Here is a 21,228-nt window from a genome sequence, read left to right on the forward strand (position 1 = left end):
GGGGGGGGAAGAGCGCTGGGGGGGGGTGTTTGCTTTGGAATGGGGGGGGGTGGAGGGGGTTCTGGGGGCACTGGGGGTGGCGGTCCTCAGGACAAGGCCCAACCCCCGCGACCGCTCACGTCAGGCCTGCGAGGTGACCTCCCGGCCGAGGTGCCGGGCGAGGAACCGGACCGAGCTGTCCACCTCGAACATGGGGAACGCGACATGATCGCCCGCGTTGGCGTGCAGCGTCTTCTCCTTCGAGGCGAAGGCGTCGAACAGCGCGAGACCGGCCTCGCGCGGGACGCGCGCGTCGTCCCACTGCAGGACGAACTCGATCGGGACGGTGATCCGCTTCGCCGCCTCGAACAGGGCGTCGGGCCACATCATGCCGAGGACCGCGGCCGTGATCCGGGGCTCGGCCGCCACCAGCGGCACCCCCAGCGCGGTGCCCATGGCGATGCCGACATACCCCACCGGCCCGTCGGCGCCGATCTCGGGAAGTTCCTGAAGGGCGTCCAGGGTCGCCCGCCACTCCGGCACGGCGAGCTCGGCCAGACGGGCGTTGTAACGGACGACGATCGGCGCTTCCGGCTCGCCCGCGGCCTGCGCCTTGCGCAGCTCGGCGATCTCCTGCTCGTCGTACGCGGAGCGCGGCCGGTCGCCGTGACCGGGCGCGTCGATGACGGCGACATGGAAGCCGCAGCCGGTCACCAGCTTCTGGGCCCGGCCCTGCATCGCCCGGTGCTTCTTGTGGGCGCCCCCACCGTGGCCCATCAGGACCAGGGGTGCCCGTTCGGCTCCGGAGGCGGGCGCGGCGGGCGACCAGAGGACCCCGGGGACGTCGCCCACGAGGAAGTCGCGCTCAAGGATGCCGTTCGAGGACGACTCGGCGGTGAACTGCAGAGAATGCATAGGTGTTGCCTTTCGGGGAGTGCCCTGGTGTGGAGGCGCTCCCGGCGACACCTACGTCGATCGCCGGCCGTGACGGGAAAGGGGGAGCACCCACGTCGTTACAGCGTTCATGGGTCTCACCTCCTCCGGTGGCAGCACGGTCGCTCGTAAGCTACAAGCCCGGCCGTCGTCCCGTCCAATGCTTTTCCGTCGCCCGGTGCGGGCGCCGAGGGGCGCGGGTCAGATCGCCGGCTCGGGAAGCTCCCCGGGCTCGACCACGACGACCTCGACACGGGTGCAGCCGACCGCCTCCAGCGCACGGCGGCGCCGCGTGGCGGAACGCTTGTCGTAGCGACCCGCGGAGGCCTGCGGCGCACCGTCCGGATCGGTCCACGTCAGGCTGTACCGACGCTTCGCAGTCGACATGCAGCCATCCTCTCTGGCACCGGTTCGTACGGGCGCACCCCGACCGGTTCATGGTCCATTCGGTGCAGCAGCATCACATACCCGGCGCCGTACCGGAAGGATTGCCGGAAATCGATGCCTCACAGCCCCGGTCGATCCGGTCCGGCGGGGTGCCGCGCGAGGAGTGGGCGGGGGTGGACGGAAGGCAGGGATTCCAAGGGATCGCGCGTCGTTCCCCCGTACGTCATTCCGTGGGCGCTTCCGGAATCTGGTCGGGGCCGTGCCGGTCGAGCGCGTCCTCCAGTTCGACGCGGATGTTCTGAGGGATCTCGCCGTCGCGTCCCCAGAGAATGATCAGTTCGGCGACGTTGCGGAGCTTGATGTTGGTGTGCTGCGAGACGTCCTTCAGTACGGCCCAGCCCTGGTCCGGGGACACCCGGCCGAGCGCGACCATCATTCCGATGGCCTGGTCCACGACGGCATGTGAAGTGACGGCCTCCTTGAGCTGCTGGACCTCCGCCTCGAGCTCGAAGATGCGGTCGCTCTCGGCGTTCGAATCGCTGGGTCCCGGTTCCATGAGTCCATCCTCCTGACTCGACGGGCCCGATGCCACCAAGGGCACGTCCGCCGCGGCGGATGGCCGGAACCGTCCCGGCGCGGCCTCGGAGTGTCGAGAACCACAATGTCGGCGTACAACCAAGTTGTCGATCTCTGATCGTTACGTCAAGCGACTCTAACGCGCTGGCAAAGTCCGCTGGTTGTGAGCTTGAATGCGGCTCGGCGCAGCCGTTGTCGTGGACGCGCCCATAGAGAACGTGAGGGTGGGGAAGAACGTGAAGTCAGTTCCGGGGCGCGTCCTGGTGGGCATCGTTGTGACGGCGGCGCTCGCCGCGACGGCCGCGTGCGGCGCGAAGGACTCCGACAGCGACACCGGCGGCAGCGCGGCCGGCTCGAAGAAGCCGGCCGCCCAGGCGACGCCCGCCGCCAAGGAGGGGCTGAAGCCGCTCACCGAGGCGCAGTTGACGAAGGCCGCGGTCACCAAGGAAGACCTCAAGGGCTACCGCGTCGGCAACACTCCCGACGACGAGATCCCCGAGGTGAGCGTTCCCGCGAAGCCCGCCACGTGCCAGGCCCTGGCCGACATGTTCCTGCTGGGCACCGAACCCGACGCGACGGCCCGTGTGTCCCGCTCGGTGACGAGCCTGAAGGCGACCGACGGCACGGTGCTGCGCGTCGGGCTGCTGGCGCAGAAGGAGGCGGACGCCAAGAAGGTGGTCGCGGACCTGCGCACGCAGAGCGAGAACTGCAACTCCTACGAGCACACGGACTACCACTACACCGAGGTCAAGCCCGTGAAGGCCCCCGCCCTCGGCGACGAGGCGGTCGCGTACTCGATGACCAGCGACATCGAGGGGACCAAGATCCCGGTGACGTACACGGTCGTGCGCAGCGGTTCGACGCTGGCCGTCTTCTACGCGATGAGCGTCCTGAGCGAGAAGGCACCCGACGTGCCGGCCGACGTCATGGAGGCGCAGGTCACCAAGATCGAGAAGACCGTCTGACGGTTCTCCGGTCAACCGACGTGAAGGGTCCCGCAGTTCGCTGCGGGGCCCTTCGGCGCGATCACACCCGACACGACACGGCTCGCACGTCGTGCGCGGCGGGTCCTACGTGGTTGCGTCCTACGTGGTGCGTCCACCGCAGCGCCTCCTACGTGGTGCGCGGTGCGCTGTACGCGGTGCGCCGTTCCGGTGAGAGCAGGCCCGGGCAACGGCCGGTACGACAAGGCCATTTCCGCTGAACTGCCCTTTAGAATCTGCCTGTTGAGTTCTCGCGCAGTGTCGCCTTCCCGGCCCCGTTCCGCCATCTGATCGCACCGTCCACGACCGAGGAGCACAGGATGCAGGATCGGCCCGAGGAACCCTCGTCGCGGGCACAGCCCCAGCCGCAGCCACTCCCCCCGGCACAGGCACAGCAGCCCTTACCCGCGCCGAGACCCGAACCCACGCCGGGCCCGGCGTCGGGGCCGACCCCCGGCCCGGTCCCCGGCCCGACGCCGACGGGCTCCTACGGGCCCCCTCCCACCCATCCCCCGACGCAGCAGTACGCGTACGGGCAGCCGCCGGGCTTTCCCCCGCCGTCCGGAGGCAAGGGCACCGCGGGGCGCGCGGTCCTGTGGGCGGCGGTCGGCGCGGTCGCGGCCTCCGTGGTGTGGGCCGGAGGCATCGTCGTTCTCGGCCCGCTGGGCGACGACCCGGATCTCGCCGGGTATCGGGCCAAGGCCAATCTCTGCTCCGCGGTGGACTACAGCGCCTTGCGGACCGAGTACTCCGAAGAGGACAGCTCCCCGACGCACAACTCGCTGAAGCACAAGGCGATCGATCAGAGTTACTGCAGCATCTCCCTGAAGACGTCCTCCAGTTCCTCCTACGCCGACGCGTACCTCTCGGTGGAGATGGACCTGCACAAGTCGACGGACCCGGCCCCCGAGTTCACGGCCGTGTGGTCCGAGTACGGCCAGCGGTACGAGGACTACGAGGTGGAGGAGGTGTCCGGTTTCGGTGACGAGGCCTATCTCGTGACCGAGGACACCACATCGGGCACGGGGACCAGCGGCAGCCGGGCGGTGACCCTCGCGGTGCGGGACGGCTGGATGACGTACCAGATGAGCTGGAGCGCGTATACGACCTCCTACGGGTCGACCACCCCGCCCGAGGTCAGCGAGGTCTCCCGGTGGCTCAGGACCGACACCCGCTCGACCCTGGAGAACCTCCGGTCCGACTGACGTAGGCCGCGGGCCGCGACGTTTCAGAGGCTCTTCCGTGCGTAGGCCGCGAGCCGCGCCGCTTCAGAGGCTCTTCCAGGCGTGGGCCGCCCGGGCCAGGTGCTCCCACACGGCCGCGAGGGCCGGGCTCGCCGGCGCCTCGCGCCGGGACGCCAGATACAGGGTGTTCAAGGGCTCGACCTCCGGCCGGTGCATCTGCACCACCTCGCCCGCGGCCAGGGCCGGAGCGGCGAGATAGCGGGGCAGCACGGAGATGCCCATGCCGGCGACCACCGCGGCCAGCACGGCGCGCAGGTCCGGGACGGTGACCGCGACCTGGTTGGGCGGCCGCCGCCCGAACTCGCTGCGCCAGTACCGGCGGATGATCGGAAGATCGGCCGCGTAGGCCACCAGTGGCAGCCGGGACAGCGCGGCGACCGGGTCGGCGGCCAGCCGCTCCCGGTCCACGGCGTGTGCCAGCGCGGGCGGCCCCACCAGCAGGAACTCCTCGTCCACCAGTGGCGTCACCGACAGGTCCTCCTGCTGGGGGCGGACCGCCGACACGACCAGGTCGAGCCGTGCCGCCGTCAGCGCCGACAGCAGTTCCTCGGCCAGGCCCAGCGTCACCCGGATACGGAGTCCGCGGGCCGAGAGCGGTGCCAGGGCGGGGAGCACGCGAAGGGACATCACCTCGGCCGCTCCGCCCAGGTGGACCGTGCCTTCCAGCGTGCGTTCCTCCCCCGAAGGAGCCAGGGCCGTACGGAGCCCGTCGACATGCAGGCCGACACGGGCCGCCAGCGCCGCGGCCCGTGGTGTCGGCTGGGCCCCCTTGCTCGACCGGACGAACAGGGGTTCGCCCAGTTGTTCCTCGAGACGGGCGAGCTGCCCGGTGACCGCCGGCTGGCTCACCCCCAGCCGCGTGGCCGCCGCGGACAGCGACCCGGTGCGGTAGATCTCCAGGAACGTCGCCAGCAGGTCCAGGCCGGGCATGGACACCTCCACCCATCAGAGAAATTATGAAGTGCTCCCGCCCATCAAATTCTACTGATGGGTCTGCGGTGATGGCGCGGCCTCCCGCCGCTCGACGTCCCCCAGCACATCCCGGGGAGATCGGCCACCGCTGCTCCATAACCCTTCTTATGGCGCGGCGCGGGCGGCAGGGCATTTCCGTGATGAATCCTGGAGTTGTCACGAGCACCGCGTCACCGCGGTCCGCGGGCCTCGGGCACCGCGTTTCCAGAGTCGTCCCACAGATAAGAGCAGGTATTCCGATGTCGAAGATCCTGATGATCGTCTCCGCCGCCGACAGCTTGGTCCTGGCCGACGGATCCACCCATCCGACCGGCTTCTGGGCGGAAGAGGTCGCCGCCTCCCACAAGGTGCTCAGTGCCGCCGGAGCGCAGGTGGACATCGCCACTCCCGGGGCCGTCCGCCCGACGGTCGACGCCCTCAGCCTCGACGCCCGTGGCGGTGTGTCCGAGACCGACGCCAAGGAGTTCCGCGCCTACCTCGACGGCATCGACGACCAGCTCTCCAGCCCGCTGCCGCTGGCGGAGGTGCGCCTGAGCGACTACGACGCGCTCTACATCCCCGGCGGTCACGCGCCCATGGCCGACCTCGCCCACGACGCGGACCTCGGCCGTCTCCTGAACGAGGCCGACGCCGACGGCACGGTCGTCGCCGCCCTGTGCCACGGCGTCGCCGCCCTGCTCAGCGCCACGACCCCGGACGGCGGCTTCACGTTCGCGGGCCGCGAACTCACCTCGTTCGCCGACGAGGAGGAGCGCCAGGGAGGTCTCGGCGACAACACACCGTTCTTCCTGGAGAGCGTGCTGCGCGAGCGCGGTGCCACGGTCGAGACCGGGGCGCCGTGGAGCGACAAGGTCGTCGTGGACGGCAAGCTGATCACCGGTCAGAACCCGCAGTCGAGCACCGCCACGGCCGAGGCCACCCTGAAGGCGCTGTCCGGCCGCTGAGTTTCCTGGCCGCTGTCAGGGCCGCCCGCTTCGGAGGCATGTCGAGCCTTCAAGGCGGGCGGTCTGATTACTGGGCGAAATCGTCCCTCAAGTGACTTTTCATGGCAGGCTGTTGCCGGCCGTTCGAGGTGGGCAGTGGACTGCGAGGGGGATCGCCCGATGGTGTTTCCGACGAGGGGGACGGCGGAGGCCGTGTCATGAGCGGCGAGATGGCCTGGATCGCCGCCTACTGGCTGCTGGGATTCGGCGCGGTCAACGCCGTGCTGTTCTCGGTGTGGTGGCTGCGTACACGGGAAGAGCGGACGTTCCTGCGGGGCATGCGGACGACGGACGTCGACCCGATCCAGGCGGCATGGTGGCTCGGCGCCGCGTGGGAGGGCGCGTCACCGCAGCAGCAGGGCTACGCGGCGGAGACGGCCGTGAGCCTGCTGATCCTGGCCGGGGACGCCGAGATCGACGACGAAGGCCGGATCACCGTGCCGCCCGGACGGCTCGGCAGCCAGAAGGATCCGGTCCTCGCCGCACTGGTGACACTCCTGCGCCGCAACAAGGGGGCCACGGTGTACGAACTGCTCAACGACCCTCCTTTCCAACGGTTCAGGACGGCTCTCGAGGCCCGACGTACGCCCTTGCGAGAGAGGTTCGGCTACTACCGCGTCCCCGCGCTGACCGCGGCGTTCGTCACCGCGTTCGGCCTGTCCATGCACGCGATGCTCCTGCGCTGTCCTGTCCCCGGGCTGCCCGACCGGGATCCGGGCTTCTGGGCCACGGCCTGGATGCCGGTGTGGGCCGCGCTGGCCGCACCGGCGGCACTCTGGCCCCCGGAGTTGTCCCGTCCCTGGCGCCGGTTCACTCGTCGGTGCCGGGCCGCCGTCACCACGGCGCTGGCCGGCCGGAGCCCGGACACCGGCTACCTGGTGTACGTCAGCACAAGGGAACCCTCGGACCGACGCCCGCCGGAGGACAGGGCCGTCCCACAGCCCCGGGCCACGGCAGCCGTCACGGCCCACAAGCCGCCCCGGTTCGACGATCTCGCCGACGACCTGGACTTCGACCTGGCCACCCACTCGGACGCCCACCACGACGGCGCGGGAGGCGGGGACGCGGGAGGGGGCGACTGAGCCCCATCCCTTGTCAGTGCCGTGAGGTTCACTGTCTGTCATGGAGCTCACGCAAGAGACCGTCAATGACCTGATGGACCGACTCGGTCCGCGGAACGGCCACATGTACCTGTCCGGGGACGTGGACCCGCAGGAACTGACCGAACTGCTCGCCGACAGATACGGCGTGCCGCGCACGCTCGTTCTCGATGGCTTCACCGATCCCACGCTCGACGAGTCCAAGGGGTCCGGGCTCCTGGTCCCCTTCGAGGACCGGGCGGTGCGGATACGGGCATGGGCGTACGGGGATCAGTGGATCGGCACGGGTGTCGCGCGGGACGCGGAGGACATCGAGCGACCGGTCCTCGTGGTCGCTCACCGGGAGGTGCCGGAACTCTTGACGGCGTCTCCGGACGCGGACGCCGACGTCGACTGGATGGAACGGCTCATACGGATCACCGGCTGGACACAGCCGGCCCAGCGGCCTGACGTGGACTGGACGGAGGTGGAGTCGCGCCTCGGTACGGCACTGCCGGCCGACTACAAGCGCATGGTCGAGACGTTCGGCCACGGGGGCTTCGACGCGTATCTGGACCTCGACCAGGAGCCCTCGACACACCTCGAACGGGACGGGCTTCTCATCTGGGCGGGCACCGAACACGAGGACCTGTACTGCTGGAGGACCGACGGCGACGACCCCGACAGTTGGCCCGTCGTGGTCCGGTCCTTCGACAACAAGGACGTCCCGTTCACCTGCGGGACCGCCGAGTTCGTCTGCCGCATCCTGGTCGACCCGCACCACCCGTTCACGATGGCCCGTTACTTCGACACTCACTGGTTCATGAACTATCGGACAGCCGACTGACGGTGGCTTCACCGCGAACGGGAATCCGCGGTGGGGACCGTCGGAGCCTTCGGCGAACGGAAGCGGCTTCGTCCGGGCGGGCTAGCCGGCGGTGTCGAACGGTCGGCCCGGGAGGGCCGGTTCGGGGTGGCGGGTGAGCAGGTGGGCCAGGAGTGGCAGGGCGTGTGTCGCGTCGGGGGCCTGGGCCAGGGGCAGGTGGGCGATGTCCGCGGGGAGTGCCATGCGGTCGCGGGGGATGGCGAGGACCGGCATACCGGCGGCGGCAGCGGAGCGGATGCCGTTCGGGGAGTCCTCGACGGCCAGGCAGCACGACGGCGGGAGGCCCATGGCGGCGGCCGCGCGCAGGTACGGGTCGGGGGCGGGCTTGGCCCGGACGACGTCCTCGCCGCACACCACGGCGGTCACGTCGCCGGCCAGGCCGAGGTGTTCGAGTGCGGCCAGGACGAACCGGCGCGGGCTGGCGGTGGCCACCCCGACGGGACCGTGCCGGCCGGCTTCACGGAACAGTTCGACAGCTCCGGGCAGCGCCTCGACGCGGCCGGCCGCGCAGGCCTCGGCCATCAGGCCGGTGCAGGCCTCGACGACGTCGGCGGGGTCCACCGGGCCGGTGCACAGTCCGGCGACGTACGAGGCCCAGTGGCCGTTTCCGTGCAGGGCGATGCCGTCCCGCCGCCGCCAGCGGTGACCGTGGCGGGCGGTGAAGTCGGCGCAGACGCGCTCCCAGGCGTCGCCGCTGTCGATCAGGGTGTCGTCGAGATCGAAGACCGTCGCTCGGAGCACGTCGTTCACACCGACGCCGGAGCGGGGTCGGCGTCACGCAGGTGCTGCGAGAGCTGCTCGATGGAGACCAGTGCCAGACCGTGTTCGTCCGCGAGGACGCGCAGCCGCTCGAAACGGGCGAGGGAGCCGTCGTCCTCGCAGACCTCGCTGAGCACGCCGACCGGTGCGAGCCCGGCCAGGCGCAGCAGGTCGACGGTGGCCTCGGTGTGGCCACGCCGCTCGGCGACCCCGCCGGGGCGGGCCCGTAGCGGGAACATGTGCCCCGGGCGGACCAGTTGTCCGGGCAGGGTGGAGGCGTCGGCCAGGGCCCGCGCCGTCGCCGCCCGGTCCTCGGCCGAGATCCCCGAGCCGATGCCGGCCGCGTCCACGGAGACGGTGTAGGCGGTCGTGCTGATCGGATCCGTGCCCGGGGCGGGCTCCACCATGATCGGCAACCGAAGCCGGTCCGCGATCTCGCCGGTCATCGGGACGCAGATCAGACCGCTGGTGACGCGGACGAAGAAGCCCATGGTCCGCGCGGTGGCGAACTGGGCCGCCATGACCAGGTCACCCTCGTTCTCCCGGTCCTCGTCGTCGACCACGATGACCGGCCGACCGGCCCGCAGTGCGTCGACGGCGACGGCAAGAGGGTCCAGTGACCGTCGCGTTCCACCTGATGTCACTCTGTGCAGCCTTTCTCGATCTTGCTCTTCCGGCGTTGGCATCGGCCGGCCGGCGGTCCGGCTTGAGCGTCGGCACTCGAACAGGCGAGTCGGCGGATGAACGGCCCTTCCCGACCCGGAGGGTGAGCCCTTCGCACGGCCCCGGCCGCCTGGGCGCTCACCGGCGTTCGATCGGCGCCGATGATCCGTTACGCTGCGGCCCGTAGATCACGAAGGAAGACATGTTCAAGAGACTTGCGACCGCCGCGGTGACGGCTGTTCTGATAGCCGGGCTCGGCGCGTGCGGCGGCGGGGGTGACTCCTACGACGAGGGCTCGGACTACTCGGTCGACGTCGGACAGGACGGCGGGAGCGGTGCCGGGGAGCCCGGTCCGGACACCGCCACCACGGCCGACACGAGCGTGTTCGGCCTCCGGGACGAGGTCCGTCACCGGGCCGTCAGGACCACCCGGGCCACGCGGCCGCGCATGACCAAGAAGTGCACCACGACCACGCGGCGGGTCAGACACTCGACGAGCACCGGCTCGGGCACCAAGCGGCGTACCCGCACCTGGTACTCCACCGAGCACGCGAAGACCTGCAAGAAGGTCCGCAGCGGAACCGAGACGTACACGCGCGTCGTCCGGCCGGAACAGTGGTGCGTCCGCCTGGACGACGTCGGCGGCGACAAGAGCCGGGACGACGTCTGGTACCAGGTCACGAGTACGACGTACCACACGGCCGTCGCCACGGATCAGCACCAGCGCCTGGACTTCACGCCCAAGGACACCGGCTGCTGACCGATCGGCAGACCTCGTCCGCGGAGGGGCGCTGACCGTTCGCCAGGCCCTCTCCGCGAGCGGCCGCGGTTCCTCGCCGCGACCGCGGTTCCTCGCCGCGTCCCGGTCGAACGGGGCGCGGGAGGGACCGGATCTCTTACCGGACCCCTCGGCCTCGTAGTCCTACGAGGTGAGCAGCCCGGCGGCGATCAGTGCCGCCACCGCGGCCACCACCCGCGGCTTCCTCCAGCCCGGCCCCGAGGCCTGGCGGGTCAGTTCCCAGAGGGTCACCAGCGCGCCCCCGAGGCCCAGCGCACTCCGCAGCAGGAAAACGGTGATGTGCACGGGCCCTCCGGGGATCTTCGATCGGACGGGAAGGATAACCGGACGGGTCGGCTTTAGCCGTCCGGCTCGGTCCCGTCGGGCTCGGTCCCGTCCCGCAGCGGGAACGCCATCACGCTCACGCCCAAGGGGACGGTGCCCGGGGTGTGCGGTGGCCGGGCCGCCTCATGGAGTTCGGTGGCGAGCTCCGCGAGCCGTCGCCGGACGTTCTCCCAGGTCCCGGGATCCACCCACAGCTCGGCGTCCACGGTCACGCCCGCGCCGCCCTCCACGCGCCGCATGGCACGTTCCCTGAGGGTGTGCGCCATCGTCTCGGCCAGCATCGGGGTGCCCTCGTGCTGGTCGGACAGCGGCGTGCCCTGGACGGCGCGGTAGCGACGCTCCCTGCCGCCGCGGCGGGTGCGTTCCTCGGCCAGCGCGACCAGGCCCACCGCGTCCAGGCGGCGCAGATGCTGGCTGGCCAGCGCGTGAGAGATGTCCAGCTCGCGGGCGAGCTCGGCGGCCGACATGGGCCCCGGCCACATGAGGCTGAGCATCCGCAGCCGCAACGGATGGGCGAGCGCGCGCAGCACGGGATCGGTATCGGTCACGCGAGCCAGTAAAGCGCACACCGCACCCGGAGCCGACTACCGCCAATCAAATGATTGGGGGTAGGTTGTGCCCGCTCCCGCAAGGGCGCCGCACCGTAAGGAAGGGTGAGGGATGGCCTGGAACACGCTGAAGGTCTTCCGGGACCGCAACGCGGGTCTGTATCTGGGCGGGGTGGTCGTCTCCGGCTTCGGCAGCTCGGCCATGTCGCTGGCCGCCGGGATCTGGGTCAAGACGCTCACCGGCTCCAGCAGCCTCGCCGCCCTGGTCAGCTTCTGCGTCTGGGCGCCGACCTTCGCGGGACCCGTGATCGGCACCCTGGCGGACCGGGTGCGGCGCCGTCCGCTTCTGGTCGCCACCAATCTGGTCCTGGCGGCCGTCATGACCGCGCCGGTCTTCGTACGCTCCGAGGGGCGTGTCTGGCTGTTGTTCGCCGCGTTGACCCTGGTCGGCGTGGGCATGGTGCTCACGGACGCGGCCGAGACCGCCCTCGTGGCGGCGGCCGTGCCGCACGAACTGCGCGGCGACTTCAACGGCCTGGTGCTGACCGCCATCGAGAGCATGAAGCTGCTCGCCCCGCTGGCCGGCGCGAGTCTGTTCACCGCGTACGGCGGTCCGACGGTGGCACTGCTGGACGCCGTCACCTTCGTCCTGGCCGCGGCCGCGTTCCGGCTGATCAAGGTGCGCGAAGCCGCGCCCGCCCCGGCCGGGGCCGGACGGGCGTGGACCGCCGAGCCCGCCGAAGGCGCCCGCTACGTGCGACGGCACCCCGTCCTGCGTCCGCTGGTCGTCACCAGCGGGACGACCATGATGCTGGCCGCCGTCAGCAGCACCGCCACGTACGCGATGCTCGACGCCGGGCTGCACCGGTCACCGGCCTTCGCGGGTGTGCTCACCTCGGTCCAGGGCCTCGGATCGGTGGTCGGCGGGCTGACGGCCGGCGCGCTGATGCGCCGCATGTCCGCGCGCACCTTCGCGACGGCCGGACTCGCCCTCTTCGCCCTCGGCGCGCTGGCGCGGGCGACGCCCTGGACGCCGGTCGTGGTCGTCGGCAGCCTGATGATCGGCCTGGGGCTGCCCTGCCCGCTCATCGCGGCCCTGACAGCCGTCCAGAAGCACACCCCGTCCGAGCTGCTCGGCAGGGTGGCGGCGACGGCCAACACCTTGATGTACGCGCCGACCGGGCTCGCCCTGCTCCTGGGCACGGGCATGGTGGCCGTCCTCGACTACCGGGTGCAGCTCCTCGCCGCGGGCCTGTGCGGCCTGGCCGCGGCGGCCACGCTCGCCCTGACGGGCCGCACCTCGAACAAGGCGGCTCCGATCGACGTCCGCCCCGCACCGGAAACCCAGAAGGGCTGACAGACCTTGGGAGTTGGGCTTCAGCGCCACCGGCGCGGCCGCGCCGCTCCGGACCGGGTGATCTTCGGCGTGCGGCTTCCGACAAGGTACAAACACCGTTACTTGGACGTAACAGTTCCGCAACCTTGACTGTATTGGTCCAGTCCAATAACGTCACCCCCGCACAGAACCCCACATGAAACAACTCCCCCCAACCGTCATCTTGTTGACGGACCGTCACCCCCTCCGGGAGGGCCCCCGTGGTTTCCCGACGTTCCTTCCTGGCCGGAGCAGCCGCCGTCACCAGCACGGCCGCGCTCAGCCCGTTCTCACCGGTCTCGCCGTTGACGTCCACCGCGGCGGCGGCAGGAGTCTCGCTCCCCGTGAGACTGGCGAACACCTCCGGCCACGACACCGTCTACGCGTACATATCCGGCACCGACAGCAGCGGCTGGCCCGTCTTCGTCTCGGCGAACGGCACCCTGAACCGGCTGCCCAGCCCCTCGTCCCCGGTGACCCCCATCGCCGACTACTCCATCGCGCTGGGCGCCTCCGGTTCGGCCGCCAAGACCGTCACGCTGACCGACTACATCATCGGCGGCCGGGTCTGGTTCTCGGTCGGGCAGAAGCTCCAGTTCTTCGTCAACCCGGGCTCCCCGCCCGGTGTGGTGCAGCCCGCCCTGGTGAGCTCCGACCCCAACTGGGCCACCAACTGGACGTTCTGCGAGTTCACCTTCAACAGCGCCAACCTGTACGCGAACATCTCCTACGTGGACATGGTCGCGCTGCCGATCTCGATGGCCAGCACCGGCAGCGGAGGCAACCAGTCGGTCAGCCCCCTGCCCTCCGGCGCCCTCGCCTCCATCGCCTCCGGCCTGCAGGCGCAGCACGCCTCCGACGGAGCCCCCTGGGACAGGCTGGTGGTGACCGACTCCTCCGGCGGGGTGCTGCGCGTCATGGCGCCCGCGCACTCGCCGGTCGACTTCGGCGGCTACTGGAACGACTACCTGAACCGGGTCTGGAGCCACTACGCCTCCACCCCGCTGACCATCAACGGCCAGGGCAGCATCGGTTCCTACACCGGCACGGTGTCCGGCAACGCCATCGTCTTCTCCGGTCTCAACACGAACGGCGTGCCGTTCACCAAGCCGAGCGCCGTCGACATCTTCGGCTGCGCGTCGGGTCCCCTCTACAACTCCGGCGGGGACGCCCGCGGGGCGATCGCCGCCCGGCTCGCCGCCGCGATCAACCGCAGTTCGCTGCTGGTCCCGGGCGGGAACAGCAACCCCGACGGCGTGACACCCTCGCAGTACTACACGGACTCGATCACCAACCACTACGCGCGGCTGGTCCACAAGTACGCCAGCATCGGCTACGCCTTCCCCTACGACGACGTCGGCCCGACCGGCTCGGCCCCCGTCGACGGGCACATCCAGGACGGGGCGCCCACCTCGTGGAGCATCACCCTGGGCGCCGGAGGCACCGGTGGAGGATCGGGGGGCGGTTCGGGCGCGGTCAGCGCCTACGGCACCATCCAGGCCGAGTCCTACTCGGCGCAGAGCGGGACCACCACCGAGAGCTGCTCCGACACCGGCGGCGGCAGCGACGTGGGTTACATCGCGAACGGCGACTGGCTGAAGTTCTCCTCCGTCGACTTCGGTTCGGCCTCGCCGGCCCAGTTCAAGGCACGGCTCGCGTCGGGCGCGGCCGCCGGTGTCAGCGGCGCCGTCCAGGTACGGCTCGACAGCACCACCGGCACGAAGATCGCCGAGATCAGCTTCGCCAACAGCGGCGGCTGGCAGACCTGGCAGACCGTTCCCGCGAACATCCTCGCCTCAGCCACCGGCGTCCACGACGTCTACCTGGTCTTCGCGGGCAGCAGTTCGGACTTCACCAACATCAACTGGTTCACGTTCACGAGCTGATCCCCGGCTCCGCGACAGCGGACCGATGAGCGGCGGGTCCCAGCGATGCGGCTGCCCCACCAGGGCGGTCGCACCGCTTTCCGGCGTCAGTGGGCGATGCCGTCGATCAGCTCGCGGGCGCCCTGCCGCAGCAGGGCCAGCGCGACGGAGGCGCCGAGGTCCGACGGGCTGAGCCGTCCGGCCCATTCGTGGGCGTTCAGGACGGTCTTCCCGTCGGGGCTGAACACGCAGGCCCGCAGCGACAGATCGCCCCGGGACGCCTTCGCGTAGCCGGCGATCGGGCTGTTGCAGTGACCCTGGAGGACGTGCAGGAACATCCGCTCCGCCGTGGCCTCCCGATAGGTGTCGGCGTCGTTCAGACCACTGACGAGGTCGATCGTCGCCGTGTCCTGCTCACGGCACTGAAGAGCCAGCACACCGGCCCCGATCGGCGGGCACATCGTCTCGGCCGACAGGACCTCGGTGATCACGTCCGGCCGGCCGATGCGCTCCAGCCCGGAGACGGCCAGCAGCAGTGCGTCGGCCTCGCCGGCGGCGAGCTTGTCCAAACGGCGGTTGGCGTTGCCGCGGAACGGCACGCACCGCAGATGCGGGTGGGAGGCGGCGAGTTGGGCCGCCCTGCGCACCGAGGACGTTCCGATCCGGGTGCCCGCGGGGAGCTCGTCGAGCGACAGGCCGCCGGGGTGGACGAGGGCGTCACGGATGTCGTCCCGCTTGAGGAACGCCGCGAAGGTCGTGCCGGCGGGCAACGGCCGGTCCGCGGGCACGTCCTTGACACAGTGCACCGCGACGTCCGCCTCCCCGGCGAGGAGCGCGGCGTCGACCTCCTTGGTGAACGCCCCCTTGCCCTCGACCTGGGAGAGATCCCCCATCCACTTGTCGCCGGTCGTCTTGACCGGGACCACCACGGTCCGGACACCGGGATGGAGCACGCCGAGTTCGGCGCGGACGCGCTCCACCTGGGCCAGGGCCATGGGCGAGTCACGGGAGACGATGCGGATCAGCTCAGGGGCGGACATGTCGTACACGATAGTGCGTCGGAGCCGGCGTTCCGCGCCGAACCCGAAGGCCCAACTCGGCAGCCCGGGACGGGTGTTCGAGGATCGGACGGGCTGCCGAGAACGGGTCGCGTCCGGCGTCCGGCGGCTCAAGGCGTCGCGGCGCCGCGACGCCTCGCGGCGGAGCGCGCCACCGGGAGCCCCGCGGCCGCCAGGAGGAGCAGCACCCCGCAGACGACGGCCGCCGTCCAGGAGGCGTCCGGGGCGTTCGCGCTGTGCGCCACGGCATCGGCGGCCGGTGCCCCCGTCAGGTTCAACACGGGTGCGGGGTGCTCCGGTTCGGGCTGTCCCGCCTCCGTCTTCTGGTCCCAGGTGACGACTTCGCCGTCGTCGTACTCCTGCCGCGCCACGAAGGCCAGTTCCGACACTCCGGTGGGCAGGTGGTCGATGTGTACGACGAAGTCGGCCTCGTCCTCTCCGCCGATCTCCCCGCCCGACCAGGCGGCCGTCCTGCCCCCGTCGCCCGCCGCGGCCGGCTCGGCGGTCCAGCCCGTCACCTGCTCCGCGCGCAGTCCTCGTACGCCTTCCGGGGCCTCGATCCGTACGGCGACGGTCCGCGCGGACGGCTTCTCGTTCGGCACGTGGAACGTCATGCGGACGTCGGCCGCCCCCGGGGCCACCGCTCCGTCGGCGTGCACGTGCACGTGGGCCCAGGCGGGGGCCGCCGAGACCAGGAGCAGTGCCGCGGCGATCAGGGCCGCGGCCGCCCGGGCCGGGGGAAGGAGGTTCATGGTCGGGTTCCTCTCGGGGCAGTGCGGTTTCGGTGCCGCGGCCCACGCGTCGGGTCGGCGGGTGGGGATCCGTGTCATGCGGGCGGAGCGGCCGTGACGAGGGCCGCTGTGACGCCCAGCACGAGGGCCGCGACGAGCAGTTCGGCCAGCAGGCCGCGCCGCAGGGTTCGTACGAGCGCGGCGTCCGGCGGCGCGGGCGGGGCCGGCGCGGTGAGGGTGAGCGTCGTGCCCGCCGGCCCGGCGGGCGCCCCGCCCGCCGTATCGACCGCCGCCCCGCCCGCCGTGTCGAGCGCCGTATCGACCGCCTTGTCGACCGCCTTGTCGAGCGTCGTCAGCGGAAGGGTTGCCGGGCGGGTGGCGTGGCGCCGGACCCAGCGGCGGGCCAGGCCGCCGAGCGCGACGATCGCGGCGACTCCGGCCGACTTCAGCAGGAGCAGCCGCCCGAACGGGGTGTCGAGGAGATGTCCGGCGGAGCCCACCTCCTGCCAGGCCTGGCAGGTCCCCGTGACGACGAGGACGACGACGGCGGTGAACGCCAGCCGCGAGAACCGGGGCAGTACGGCGGTCAGTTCGCCGGCGTGCGCGGGGCGCGACAGGACGGCGGCGACCAGCGCGAGCCCGCCCAGCCAGAGCGTCATGGCGGCCAGGTGGAGGAGATCGACGGCCACCGCGAGCGCCGCGTACCGGCCGTCGACGGCATGCCCGGTCGTCGGCCAGGTGCCCCACAGGACGACGGCCGCGGCCGTCGTCGCCAGGACCAGCGGTCTGGCGGGCCTGTCCCGCCCGGCCGACGCGGTGGCCACCGCGGTCGCGGCGCCGAGGGCGAGCAGGGAGTAGAAGCGCACCGCGTAGGCCAGGTCGGCCGTCACCGCGTGCTGGTGGGCGTCCGAGCCGGACCAGGCCTCGGCCAGGGGCCGGCCGTCGGCCCAGACGGTGTGGACGGTGAGGACCGCGAGCGTGCCGGCCGCCAGCAGGCCAAGCCCGGCCCACAGCAGGACGCGGGTCCTGCGGTCGCGCAGCCCGGCGGGCCACAGCCACAGCGCGACCAACAGCACGCCCGGTCCCAGGGCGAGCCCCGCGTAACCGATGCCGCGGGCGGCACCGAGGAGCCGGCCCGCCCAGGCGCCGTTCGCGCCGGCGAGGGAAGGCACGACGCCTACGACCTGGGTGGCCGCGCCGATGGAGAACCGGTAGGTGCCCGCCACGGGATGCCCGTCGGGCGAGGTCACCTGCCAGGCCACGGTGTAGGTGCCGGCGCGCAGGCTTCCGGGCAGGGCGGTCCGCAGCGTCCGGCGCGACCGGTCGTCGGGGTGGCCCCCGAGGTCCATCCGGCGCATGTGGTCGTCGAACACCCGCACCGCGTCGGCTCCCGCGGTCACGGGCTGCCGGAACGTCAGCGCGACCTTGGCCGGCAGGCGCGGCAGCACCTGGCCGGACGCGGGCTCGCTCGACAGCAGCCCGGTGTGCGCGGCGGCCGGGCCCGCGGTCAGGGCCTGGAGCCACAGCGCGCACAGGACGAGGCACAGCGTGGTGACGATGCGGCGCATCCGTTTCCCCCCGGGTGCAGTGGTCGGACGTCACGTCCAGGGTGTCGCCCCGCCGCTGTCACCGGCAGCCTCGCCCTTGGGGGGTGCGGACCCCTCAAAACGAGGGGGTCAGGTGCGCACCGCCAGTACGGTACGCACCTCGGTGCCGCCGCCCGCGCGCTCCGCGACCGTGACCTCGCCGCCCAGTTCACTGGCCGTGTCCCGGATGAGCTGCAGTCCGAGATGACCGGTGCTGCCGAGGGCGGTGCCCGGCCCCTTTCCGTCGTCCGTCACCACGACCAGCAGCCGGTCCTGGCCGCCCGTGACGTCGATCGACGCCCGGCCCGCCTCGGCGTGCTTGAGGATGTTGGTCACGCACTCCCGGGCGCAGCGGTAGGCGGCCGCCGCCAGATCCGGTCCCAGCGCGGCCCGGACGTCGACGGTCGTGGTGACGGTGATCCCCTCCCGGCGCAGGCGCTCGGCGAGGAGTTCGACCGCCTGCGGCAGGCCGTCCTCGGTCAGGTCCGGCGGATAGATGTCCACCATCAGCGTGCGGAGCGAGCCGACGGCGCCGCGCAGCACCTCGGAGATCCTGTCGAGCATGCCGCCCGCCGCCGCCGACGTGCCAGGCGGCAGGTCGGCCCGCACCGCCGCGAGGGCGTACCCGACACCGGCGAGGTCCTGGACCACACCGTCGTGCAGGTCGCGGGCGATCGCGCGCCGCTCGCGCTCCGAGGCGGTGAGCGCCTTGCTCAGCAGCCGGCTGCGCTCCGCGTCGGCCTGGCTGACCCGGCGCAGCAACTGCACCGAGACGGGGAGCTGGGCGAGGAGCAGAAGCAGCAGCGCCAGGATCGAGAACGGTACGAGGGTCTCCATCAGCTCCCCGCGCGCCGTGGCCACCCGCTCGTCGGTGGAGTACACCTCCAGCGCCAGCCGTTCGCCGGAGGCCAGGTCCAGGGGGACGTAGACCTCCACGAGACGGCTGTCACCATGGGGTTCGGTGATGTTCTCCTCGTCGGACAGGTCGGAGAGGTCCGCCCAACTGGCGTGCTGGTCGATGGTCTTGCGCACGTCGTCGTTGAGGGGGAAGGACATCCCGATGGCGTGGTGCTCGTTGGAGTAGAGCACGACGCCCTGCCGGTTCCACACCTTCACGCGCACGACGCCGGCCTCGCTCACGCGGGCCCGGACCGCCTCGTCGAGCTGTGCCCACGCGGTGCGATCGCCGCGGATCAGCCGGGGCATGACCGGCTTGAAGATCACGTTGCCCATGAGCTGCGCGGACCGGGCCGCCTCGGCGAGGGCGGTCCGCTTGGCGATCGACTCGGCGGCGAACACGGTGGCGGCGCCGACGACCGTGAAGGCGCCGAGTCCGATCAGCACCATGGCGATCACCGCGTGCCGGACCGTTCTGCTGCCCCCGGCTTCCGTCGCCGGGGCCGCCGTGCCGGGGCGGCGGGCCTTCAAGGCGCGGTAGCGGCCCGCCGTCGTCTCACGCACGCGGTCGTCCGCCGTCATCCCCTCGCGGTCGTCCGCCGTCGCGCCCTCGCGGCCGTCCGCCGTCATGTTCCGGCGGCCGTCCGCCGTCACGCCCTCGCGGTCAGCCATCGCTGTGCGCCTCGACGAGACCGAGTTGCTGCGCCTTCACCACGGCCTGGAGCTGGGAGCGCACCCCGAGCTTGAGGTGGATCGACTTCACATAGCCGCGGCAGGTGTTGACGCTGATGCCCAGAAGCCGGGCGATCGCGGCCGGGGCCAGCCCCTTGCCCATCAGCGTGAGCACCTCGGACTCGCGGGCGGTCAGACTGGCCACGGCGGGGTCGTCGGTGGCCGGCGGCCGGGGCGGTTCGCCGAACATGGACGCCGACACGAGCATCGATCCCTGCCGTACGTCGCGCAGGACGCCCAGCATCTCCTCCAGCGAACCGGACTTCGGCACGAACGCGCTCGCGCCGGCCTGTGCGGCGCGGACCACCCAGTCGGGATCACGGTGCGCGGAGACGATCACGACGGTCGCGTCCGGCGTCGCCTCCCGGATCCGCCGGGTGACCTCGAGGCCGTTCTCCGTGCCGAGCGAAATGTCCATCACGACCATGTCGGGCCGTTCCCTGGTCGCCAGCTCGACGGCCGCCGCCCCGGTGCCCGCCCAGCCCGCGCAGTCGAAGTCCGGCTGGGAACCCAGCGCGAAGGCCAAAAGCTCCGCGAATGTCCGATGGTCGTCGACGATCAGCACACGCGTCGTCGGCGAACCCCCTTGTCCCGGCATGTTCTCCCCACCCACTCAGCGGACCGCCACTCTGGCCGGAACGCATACGCCATGGAATCACGGTGTGGATGAAGGGAACACATGCTGTGGAGAAAATGTGTCCTCCCGGGTCCGCGACCCCTCGGGTTCAGGGTGTGGACCCCTCCGGTTTGGGGGTGGCTGTGAAGCCCGGGACGAGGCACCGTTGGACCATGCCGATTCGCCTGCTCGTCGTCGACGACCACCCGCTCGTACGGGACACCCTGGCCGGTGCGCTCGGCCGCAGCGCGCTCGTGGACGTGGTGGGTGTGGCGTGCGACGGCGCCGAGGCCGTCGACGCCGTGGAACGGCTGCTGCCGGACGTGGTCCTCATGGATCTGGTCATGCCCGTCCTGGACGGGGCGGAGGCGACCCGGAGGCTGCTGGCGCTCCGCCCGGGAACCAGGGTCGTGGTGCTGACCTCCGCCGTCGGCGGCCGGCTGGAGCGGGCGGCCCTGAACGCCGGGGCGGCGACGATCCTGCACAAGGACGCGGGGATCGAGGCGGTGCTGGACGCCGTCGTGGCGGGCGCCCCCGGTGCGGTGAACCCGTAAGGAGTGCGCGGTCCGGTGCCGAGCACTCGCGCACCCGTCACAACCCCCGGTCCGCACACCCGCCACCGTCCCCGGGGCGGCCCCGGGTCCCCGCACCGATCACGGTCCCCCCGACCCAGGTCCCGCCCGGTCCCGCGCACCGGTCACGGTCGGCCGGGGCGTGGCCACCAGCGCAGGATCACCCGTCCGGTCACCTCGGTGAGCGGGACCGGTCCGAACTGCCGGGAGTCCACGGAGTGCCGGCGGTTGTCGCCCAGCACGAAGACGGTGCCGGACGGTACCCGCGCGGGCCCGTAGTACATCCCGTCGACCGTCTTCGGATCCACCGCCGGCTCCCGGACGGCACGCCCGTTGACCTCCAGGACCCCGTCCTCGATCGCGACGGTGTCCCCGCCCACCGCCACGACCCGTTTGACCAGCGTCCCTCCGGAGCCCTCGAACACCACGAGGTCGCCGCGCCCGGGCGGGGCGTCGCGGTACGCGTGGTCGTCGACGAGCAGATGGTCCCCGGACAGCAGGGTCGGCTCCATGCTGGTCGACTCGACCCGCACCGGCGCGACGAAGAAGCTGCCGACCAGCAACGCCACGGCCGGCAACACGAGCAGGGCGGTGGGGGGGGGGGGGGGGGGGGGGGGGAGGGGGGGGGGGGTGGGGGGGGGGGGGGGGGGGGGGGGGGGGGGGGGGGGGGGCGGGAGGGGA

Annotated in this window: 23 protein-coding genes; 9 read left to right on the forward strand and 14 right to left on the reverse strand. The window is 71.8% G+C overall.

Annotated features, from left to right (window positions below):
• Window positions 1-120: 120 nt before the first annotated feature.
• The 3 genes from ACZ4TO_RS00005 to ACZ4TO_RS00015 form a co-directional block, all read right to left on the reverse strand.
• Window positions 121-894, reverse strand: a complete 774-nt coding sequence (locus ACZ4TO_RS00005; protein ID WP_451076135.1) for an alpha/beta fold hydrolase — start codon at window positions 892-894, stop codon at window positions 121-123.
• A 219-nt stretch (window positions 895-1,113) separates the two neighbouring features.
• Entirely contained in the window at window positions 1,114-1,299 is a 186-nt protein-coding gene (locus ACZ4TO_RS00010) for a hypothetical protein (RefSeq protein WP_382784885.1), read from the reverse strand.
• A gap of 223 nt (window positions 1,300-1,522) precedes the next feature.
• A complete protein-coding gene (locus tag ACZ4TO_RS00015; RefSeq protein ID WP_382784883.1) occupies window positions 1,523-1,855 on the reverse strand; it encodes an ANTAR domain-containing protein in 333 nt (110 codons plus the stop codon).
• A gap of 256 nt (window positions 1,856-2,111) precedes the next feature.
• On the opposite strand from ACZ4TO_RS00015, the gene ACZ4TO_RS00020 reads away from it, so the two are divergent.
• Both ACZ4TO_RS00020 and ACZ4TO_RS00025 read left to right on the forward strand, forming a co-directional pair.
• The gene (locus tag ACZ4TO_RS00020) at window positions 2,112-2,840 is read left to right on the forward strand and encodes a hypothetical protein (RefSeq protein WP_468022902.1); all 729 of its coding nucleotides are present in this window, start codon (window positions 2,112-2,114) and stop codon (window positions 2,838-2,840) included.
• Between the two features lie 338 nt (window positions 2,841-3,178).
• A complete protein-coding gene (locus ACZ4TO_RS00025; RefSeq protein WP_468022903.1) occupies window positions 3,179-4,063 on the forward strand; it encodes a hypothetical protein in 885 nt (294 codons plus the stop codon).
• A gap of 63 nt (window positions 4,064-4,126) precedes the next feature.
• Here the strand turns inward: ACZ4TO_RS00025 and ACZ4TO_RS00030 are convergent, their stop codons facing one another.
• Window positions 4,127-5,032: a LysR family transcriptional regulator gene (locus ACZ4TO_RS00030; RefSeq protein ID WP_451076131.1), complete on the reverse strand. Its 906-nt coding sequence runs from the start codon at window positions 5,030-5,032 to the stop codon at window positions 4,127-4,129.
• 281 nt (window positions 5,033-5,313) lie between these two features.
• Between ACZ4TO_RS00030 and ACZ4TO_RS00035 the strand changes: the two genes are divergently transcribed.
• The 3 genes from ACZ4TO_RS00035 to ACZ4TO_RS00045 all read left to right on the forward strand — a co-directional run bounded on the left by ACZ4TO_RS00035 (window position 5,314) and on the right by ACZ4TO_RS00045 (window position 7,983).
• Window positions 5,314-6,018, forward strand: coding sequence for a type 1 glutamine amidotransferase domain-containing protein (locus ACZ4TO_RS00035; protein ID WP_451076130.1), 705 nt, complete (start codon window positions 5,314-5,316; stop codon window positions 6,016-6,018).
• Window positions 6,019-6,215: 197 nt separating this feature from the next.
• Entirely contained in the window at window positions 6,216-7,139 is a 924-nt protein-coding gene (locus ACZ4TO_RS00040; RefSeq protein ID WP_468022904.1) for a hypothetical protein, read from the forward strand.
• 40 nt (window positions 7,140-7,179) lie between these two features.
• Window positions 7,180-7,983, forward strand: a complete 804-nt coding sequence (locus ACZ4TO_RS00045) for a hypothetical protein (RefSeq protein WP_468022905.1) — start codon at window positions 7,180-7,182, stop codon at window positions 7,981-7,983.
• Window positions 7,984-8,064: 81 nt separating this feature from the next.
• On the opposite strand, the gene ACZ4TO_RS00050 is transcribed toward ACZ4TO_RS00045, so the two are convergent.
• A complete protein-coding gene (locus ACZ4TO_RS00050; protein ID WP_468022906.1) occupies window positions 8,065-8,763 on the reverse strand; it encodes an HAD family hydrolase in 699 nt (232 codons plus the stop codon).
• A gap of 5 nt (window positions 8,764-8,768) precedes the next feature.
• A complete protein-coding gene (gene ribB / locus ACZ4TO_RS00055) occupies window positions 8,769-9,425 on the reverse strand; it encodes a 3,4-dihydroxy-2-butanone-4-phosphate synthase (RefSeq protein ID WP_468022907.1) in 657 nt (218 codons plus the stop codon).
• A gap of 221 nt (window positions 9,426-9,646) precedes the next feature.
• Here ribB and ACZ4TO_RS00060 point away from each other — a divergent pair, with 221 nt between their 5' ends.
• The gene (locus ACZ4TO_RS00060) at window positions 9,647-10,204 is read left to right on the forward strand and encodes a hypothetical protein (RefSeq protein WP_468022908.1); all 558 of its coding nucleotides are present in this window, start codon (window positions 9,647-9,649) and stop codon (window positions 10,202-10,204) included.
• Window positions 10,205-10,366: 162 nt separating this feature from the next.
• Here ACZ4TO_RS00060 and ACZ4TO_RS00065 read toward each other — a convergent pair whose 3' ends face one another.
• Complete coding sequence (locus ACZ4TO_RS00065; RefSeq protein WP_382784855.1) at window positions 10,367-10,528, reverse strand: hypothetical protein; 162 nt, start codon at window positions 10,526-10,528, stop codon at window positions 10,367-10,369.
• Window positions 10,529-10,581: 53 nt separating this feature from the next.
• Window positions 10,582-11,115 carry an ArsR/SmtB family transcription factor gene (locus ACZ4TO_RS00070; protein ID WP_451076124.1) on the reverse strand — a complete coding sequence of 178 codons (534 nt, stop codon included), beginning with the start codon at window positions 11,113-11,115 and terminating at the stop codon, window positions 10,582-10,584.
• Window positions 11,116-11,227: 112 nt separating this feature from the next.
• Between ACZ4TO_RS00070 and ACZ4TO_RS00075 the strand changes: the two genes are divergently transcribed.
• Both ACZ4TO_RS00075 and ACZ4TO_RS00080 read left to right on the forward strand, forming a co-directional pair.
• Entirely contained in the window at window positions 11,228-12,472 is a 1,245-nt protein-coding gene (locus ACZ4TO_RS00075; RefSeq protein ID WP_468022909.1) for an MFS transporter, read from the forward strand.
• Window positions 12,473-12,711: 239 nt separating this feature from the next.
• Window positions 12,712-14,376: a beta-1,3-glucanase family protein gene (locus tag ACZ4TO_RS00080; protein WP_451076122.1), complete on the forward strand. Its 1,665-nt coding sequence runs from the start codon at window positions 12,712-12,714 to the stop codon at window positions 14,374-14,376.
• Between the two features lie 86 nt (window positions 14,377-14,462).
• On the opposite strand, the gene hemC is transcribed toward ACZ4TO_RS00080, so the two are convergent.
• From hemC to ACZ4TO_RS00105, 5 genes are all read right to left on the reverse strand, one after another.
• Window positions 14,463-15,395, reverse strand: coding sequence for a hydroxymethylbilane synthase (hemC, locus tag ACZ4TO_RS00085; RefSeq protein ID WP_382784843.1), 933 nt, complete (start codon window positions 15,393-15,395; stop codon window positions 14,463-14,465).
• 128 nt (window positions 15,396-15,523) lie between these two features.
• Complete coding sequence (locus ACZ4TO_RS00090; RefSeq protein WP_382784840.1) at window positions 15,524-16,165, reverse strand: DUF1775 domain-containing protein; 642 nt, start codon at window positions 16,163-16,165, stop codon at window positions 15,524-15,526.
• A 74-nt stretch (window positions 16,166-16,239) separates the two neighbouring features.
• Window positions 16,240-17,712, reverse strand: coding sequence for a copper resistance CopC/CopD family protein (locus ACZ4TO_RS00095; RefSeq protein WP_468022910.1), 1,473 nt, complete (start codon window positions 17,710-17,712; stop codon window positions 16,240-16,242).
• Window positions 17,713-17,820: 108 nt separating this feature from the next.
• Window positions 17,821-19,299 (reverse strand): sensor histidine kinase, encoded by a 1,479-nt coding sequence (locus ACZ4TO_RS00100; protein ID WP_468022911.1) that lies wholly within the window; start codon window positions 19,297-19,299, stop codon window positions 17,821-17,823.
• Window positions 19,292-19,957: a response regulator gene (locus ACZ4TO_RS00105; protein ID WP_468022912.1), complete on the reverse strand. Its 666-nt coding sequence runs from the start codon at window positions 19,955-19,957 to the stop codon at window positions 19,292-19,294. The genes ACZ4TO_RS00100 and ACZ4TO_RS00105 overlap by 8 nt, the downstream gene beginning before the upstream one ends.
• Before the next feature lie 191 nt (window positions 19,958-20,148).
• Here ACZ4TO_RS00105 and ACZ4TO_RS00110 point away from each other — a divergent pair, with 191 nt between their 5' ends.
• Window positions 20,149-20,529: a response regulator gene (locus ACZ4TO_RS00110; protein ID WP_382784831.1), complete on the forward strand. Its 381-nt coding sequence runs from the start codon at window positions 20,149-20,151 to the stop codon at window positions 20,527-20,529.
• Between the two features lie 143 nt (window positions 20,530-20,672).
• Here the strand turns inward: ACZ4TO_RS00110 and lepB are convergent, their stop codons facing one another.
• Window positions 20,673-21,128: a signal peptidase I gene (gene lepB / locus ACZ4TO_RS00115; protein WP_468022913.1), complete on the reverse strand. Its 456-nt coding sequence runs from the start codon at window positions 21,126-21,128 to the stop codon at window positions 20,673-20,675.
• Between the last annotated feature and the right edge of the window lie 100 nt (window positions 21,129-21,228).

The organism is Streptomyces sp. NPDC028298, from assembly GCF_055565895.1.

What these genes read in the sequence shown, in the direction of transcription:
- ACZ4TO_RS00005 (WP_451076135.1), bottom strand. Translation starts at nt 894, where the DNA reads ATGCATTCTCTGCAGTTCACCGCCGAGTCGTCCTCGAACGGCATCCTT.
- ACZ4TO_RS00010 (WP_382784885.1), bottom strand. Translation starts at nt 1,299, where the DNA reads ATGTCGACTGCGAAGCGTCGGTACAGCCTGACGTGGACCGATCCGGAC.
- ACZ4TO_RS00015 (WP_382784883.1), bottom strand. Translation starts at nt 1,855, where the DNA reads ATGGAACCGGGACCCAGCGATTCGAACGCCGAGAGCGACCGCATCTTC.
- ACZ4TO_RS00025 (WP_468022903.1), top strand. Translation starts at nt 3,179, where the DNA reads ATGCAGGATCGGCCCGAGGAACCCTCGTCGCGGGCACAGCCCCAGCCG.
- ACZ4TO_RS00030 (WP_451076131.1), bottom strand. Translation starts at nt 5,032, where the DNA reads ATGCCCGGCCTGGACCTGCTGGCGACGTTCCTGGAGATCTACCGCACC.
- ACZ4TO_RS00035 (WP_451076130.1), top strand. Translation starts at nt 5,314, where the DNA reads ATGTCGAAGATCCTGATGATCGTCTCCGCCGCCGACAGCTTGGTCCTG.
- ACZ4TO_RS00040 (WP_468022904.1), top strand. Translation starts at nt 6,216, where the DNA reads ATGAGCGGCGAGATGGCCTGGATCGCCGCCTACTGGCTGCTGGGATTC.
- ACZ4TO_RS00045 (WP_468022905.1), top strand. Translation starts at nt 7,180, where the DNA reads ATGGAGCTCACGCAAGAGACCGTCAATGACCTGATGGACCGACTCGGT.
- ACZ4TO_RS00060 (WP_468022908.1), top strand. Translation starts at nt 9,647, where the DNA reads ATGTTCAAGAGACTTGCGACCGCCGCGGTGACGGCTGTTCTGATAGCC.
- ACZ4TO_RS00075 (WP_468022909.1), top strand. Translation starts at nt 11,228, where the DNA reads ATGGCCTGGAACACGCTGAAGGTCTTCCGGGACCGCAACGCGGGTCTG.
- hemC (WP_382784843.1), bottom strand. Translation starts at nt 15,395, where the DNA reads ATGTCCGCCCCTGAGCTGATCCGCATCGTCTCCCGTGACTCGCCCATG.
- ACZ4TO_RS00090 (WP_382784840.1), bottom strand. Translation starts at nt 16,165, where the DNA reads ATGAACCTCCTTCCCCCGGCCCGGGCGGCCGCGGCCCTGATCGCCGCG.
- ACZ4TO_RS00095 (WP_468022910.1), bottom strand. Translation starts at nt 17,712, where the DNA reads ATGCGCCGCATCGTCACCACGCTGTGCCTCGTCCTGTGCGCGCTGTGG.
- ACZ4TO_RS00100 (WP_468022911.1), bottom strand. Translation starts at nt 19,299, where the DNA reads ATGGCTGACCGCGAGGGCGTGACGGCGGACGGCCGCCGGAACATGACG.
- ACZ4TO_RS00105 (WP_468022912.1), bottom strand. Translation starts at nt 19,957, where the DNA reads ATGCCGGGACAAGGGGGTTCGCCGACGACGCGTGTGCTGATCGTCGAC.
- ACZ4TO_RS00110 (WP_382784831.1), top strand. Translation starts at nt 20,149, where the DNA reads ATGCCGATTCGCCTGCTCGTCGTCGACGACCACCCGCTCGTACGGGAC.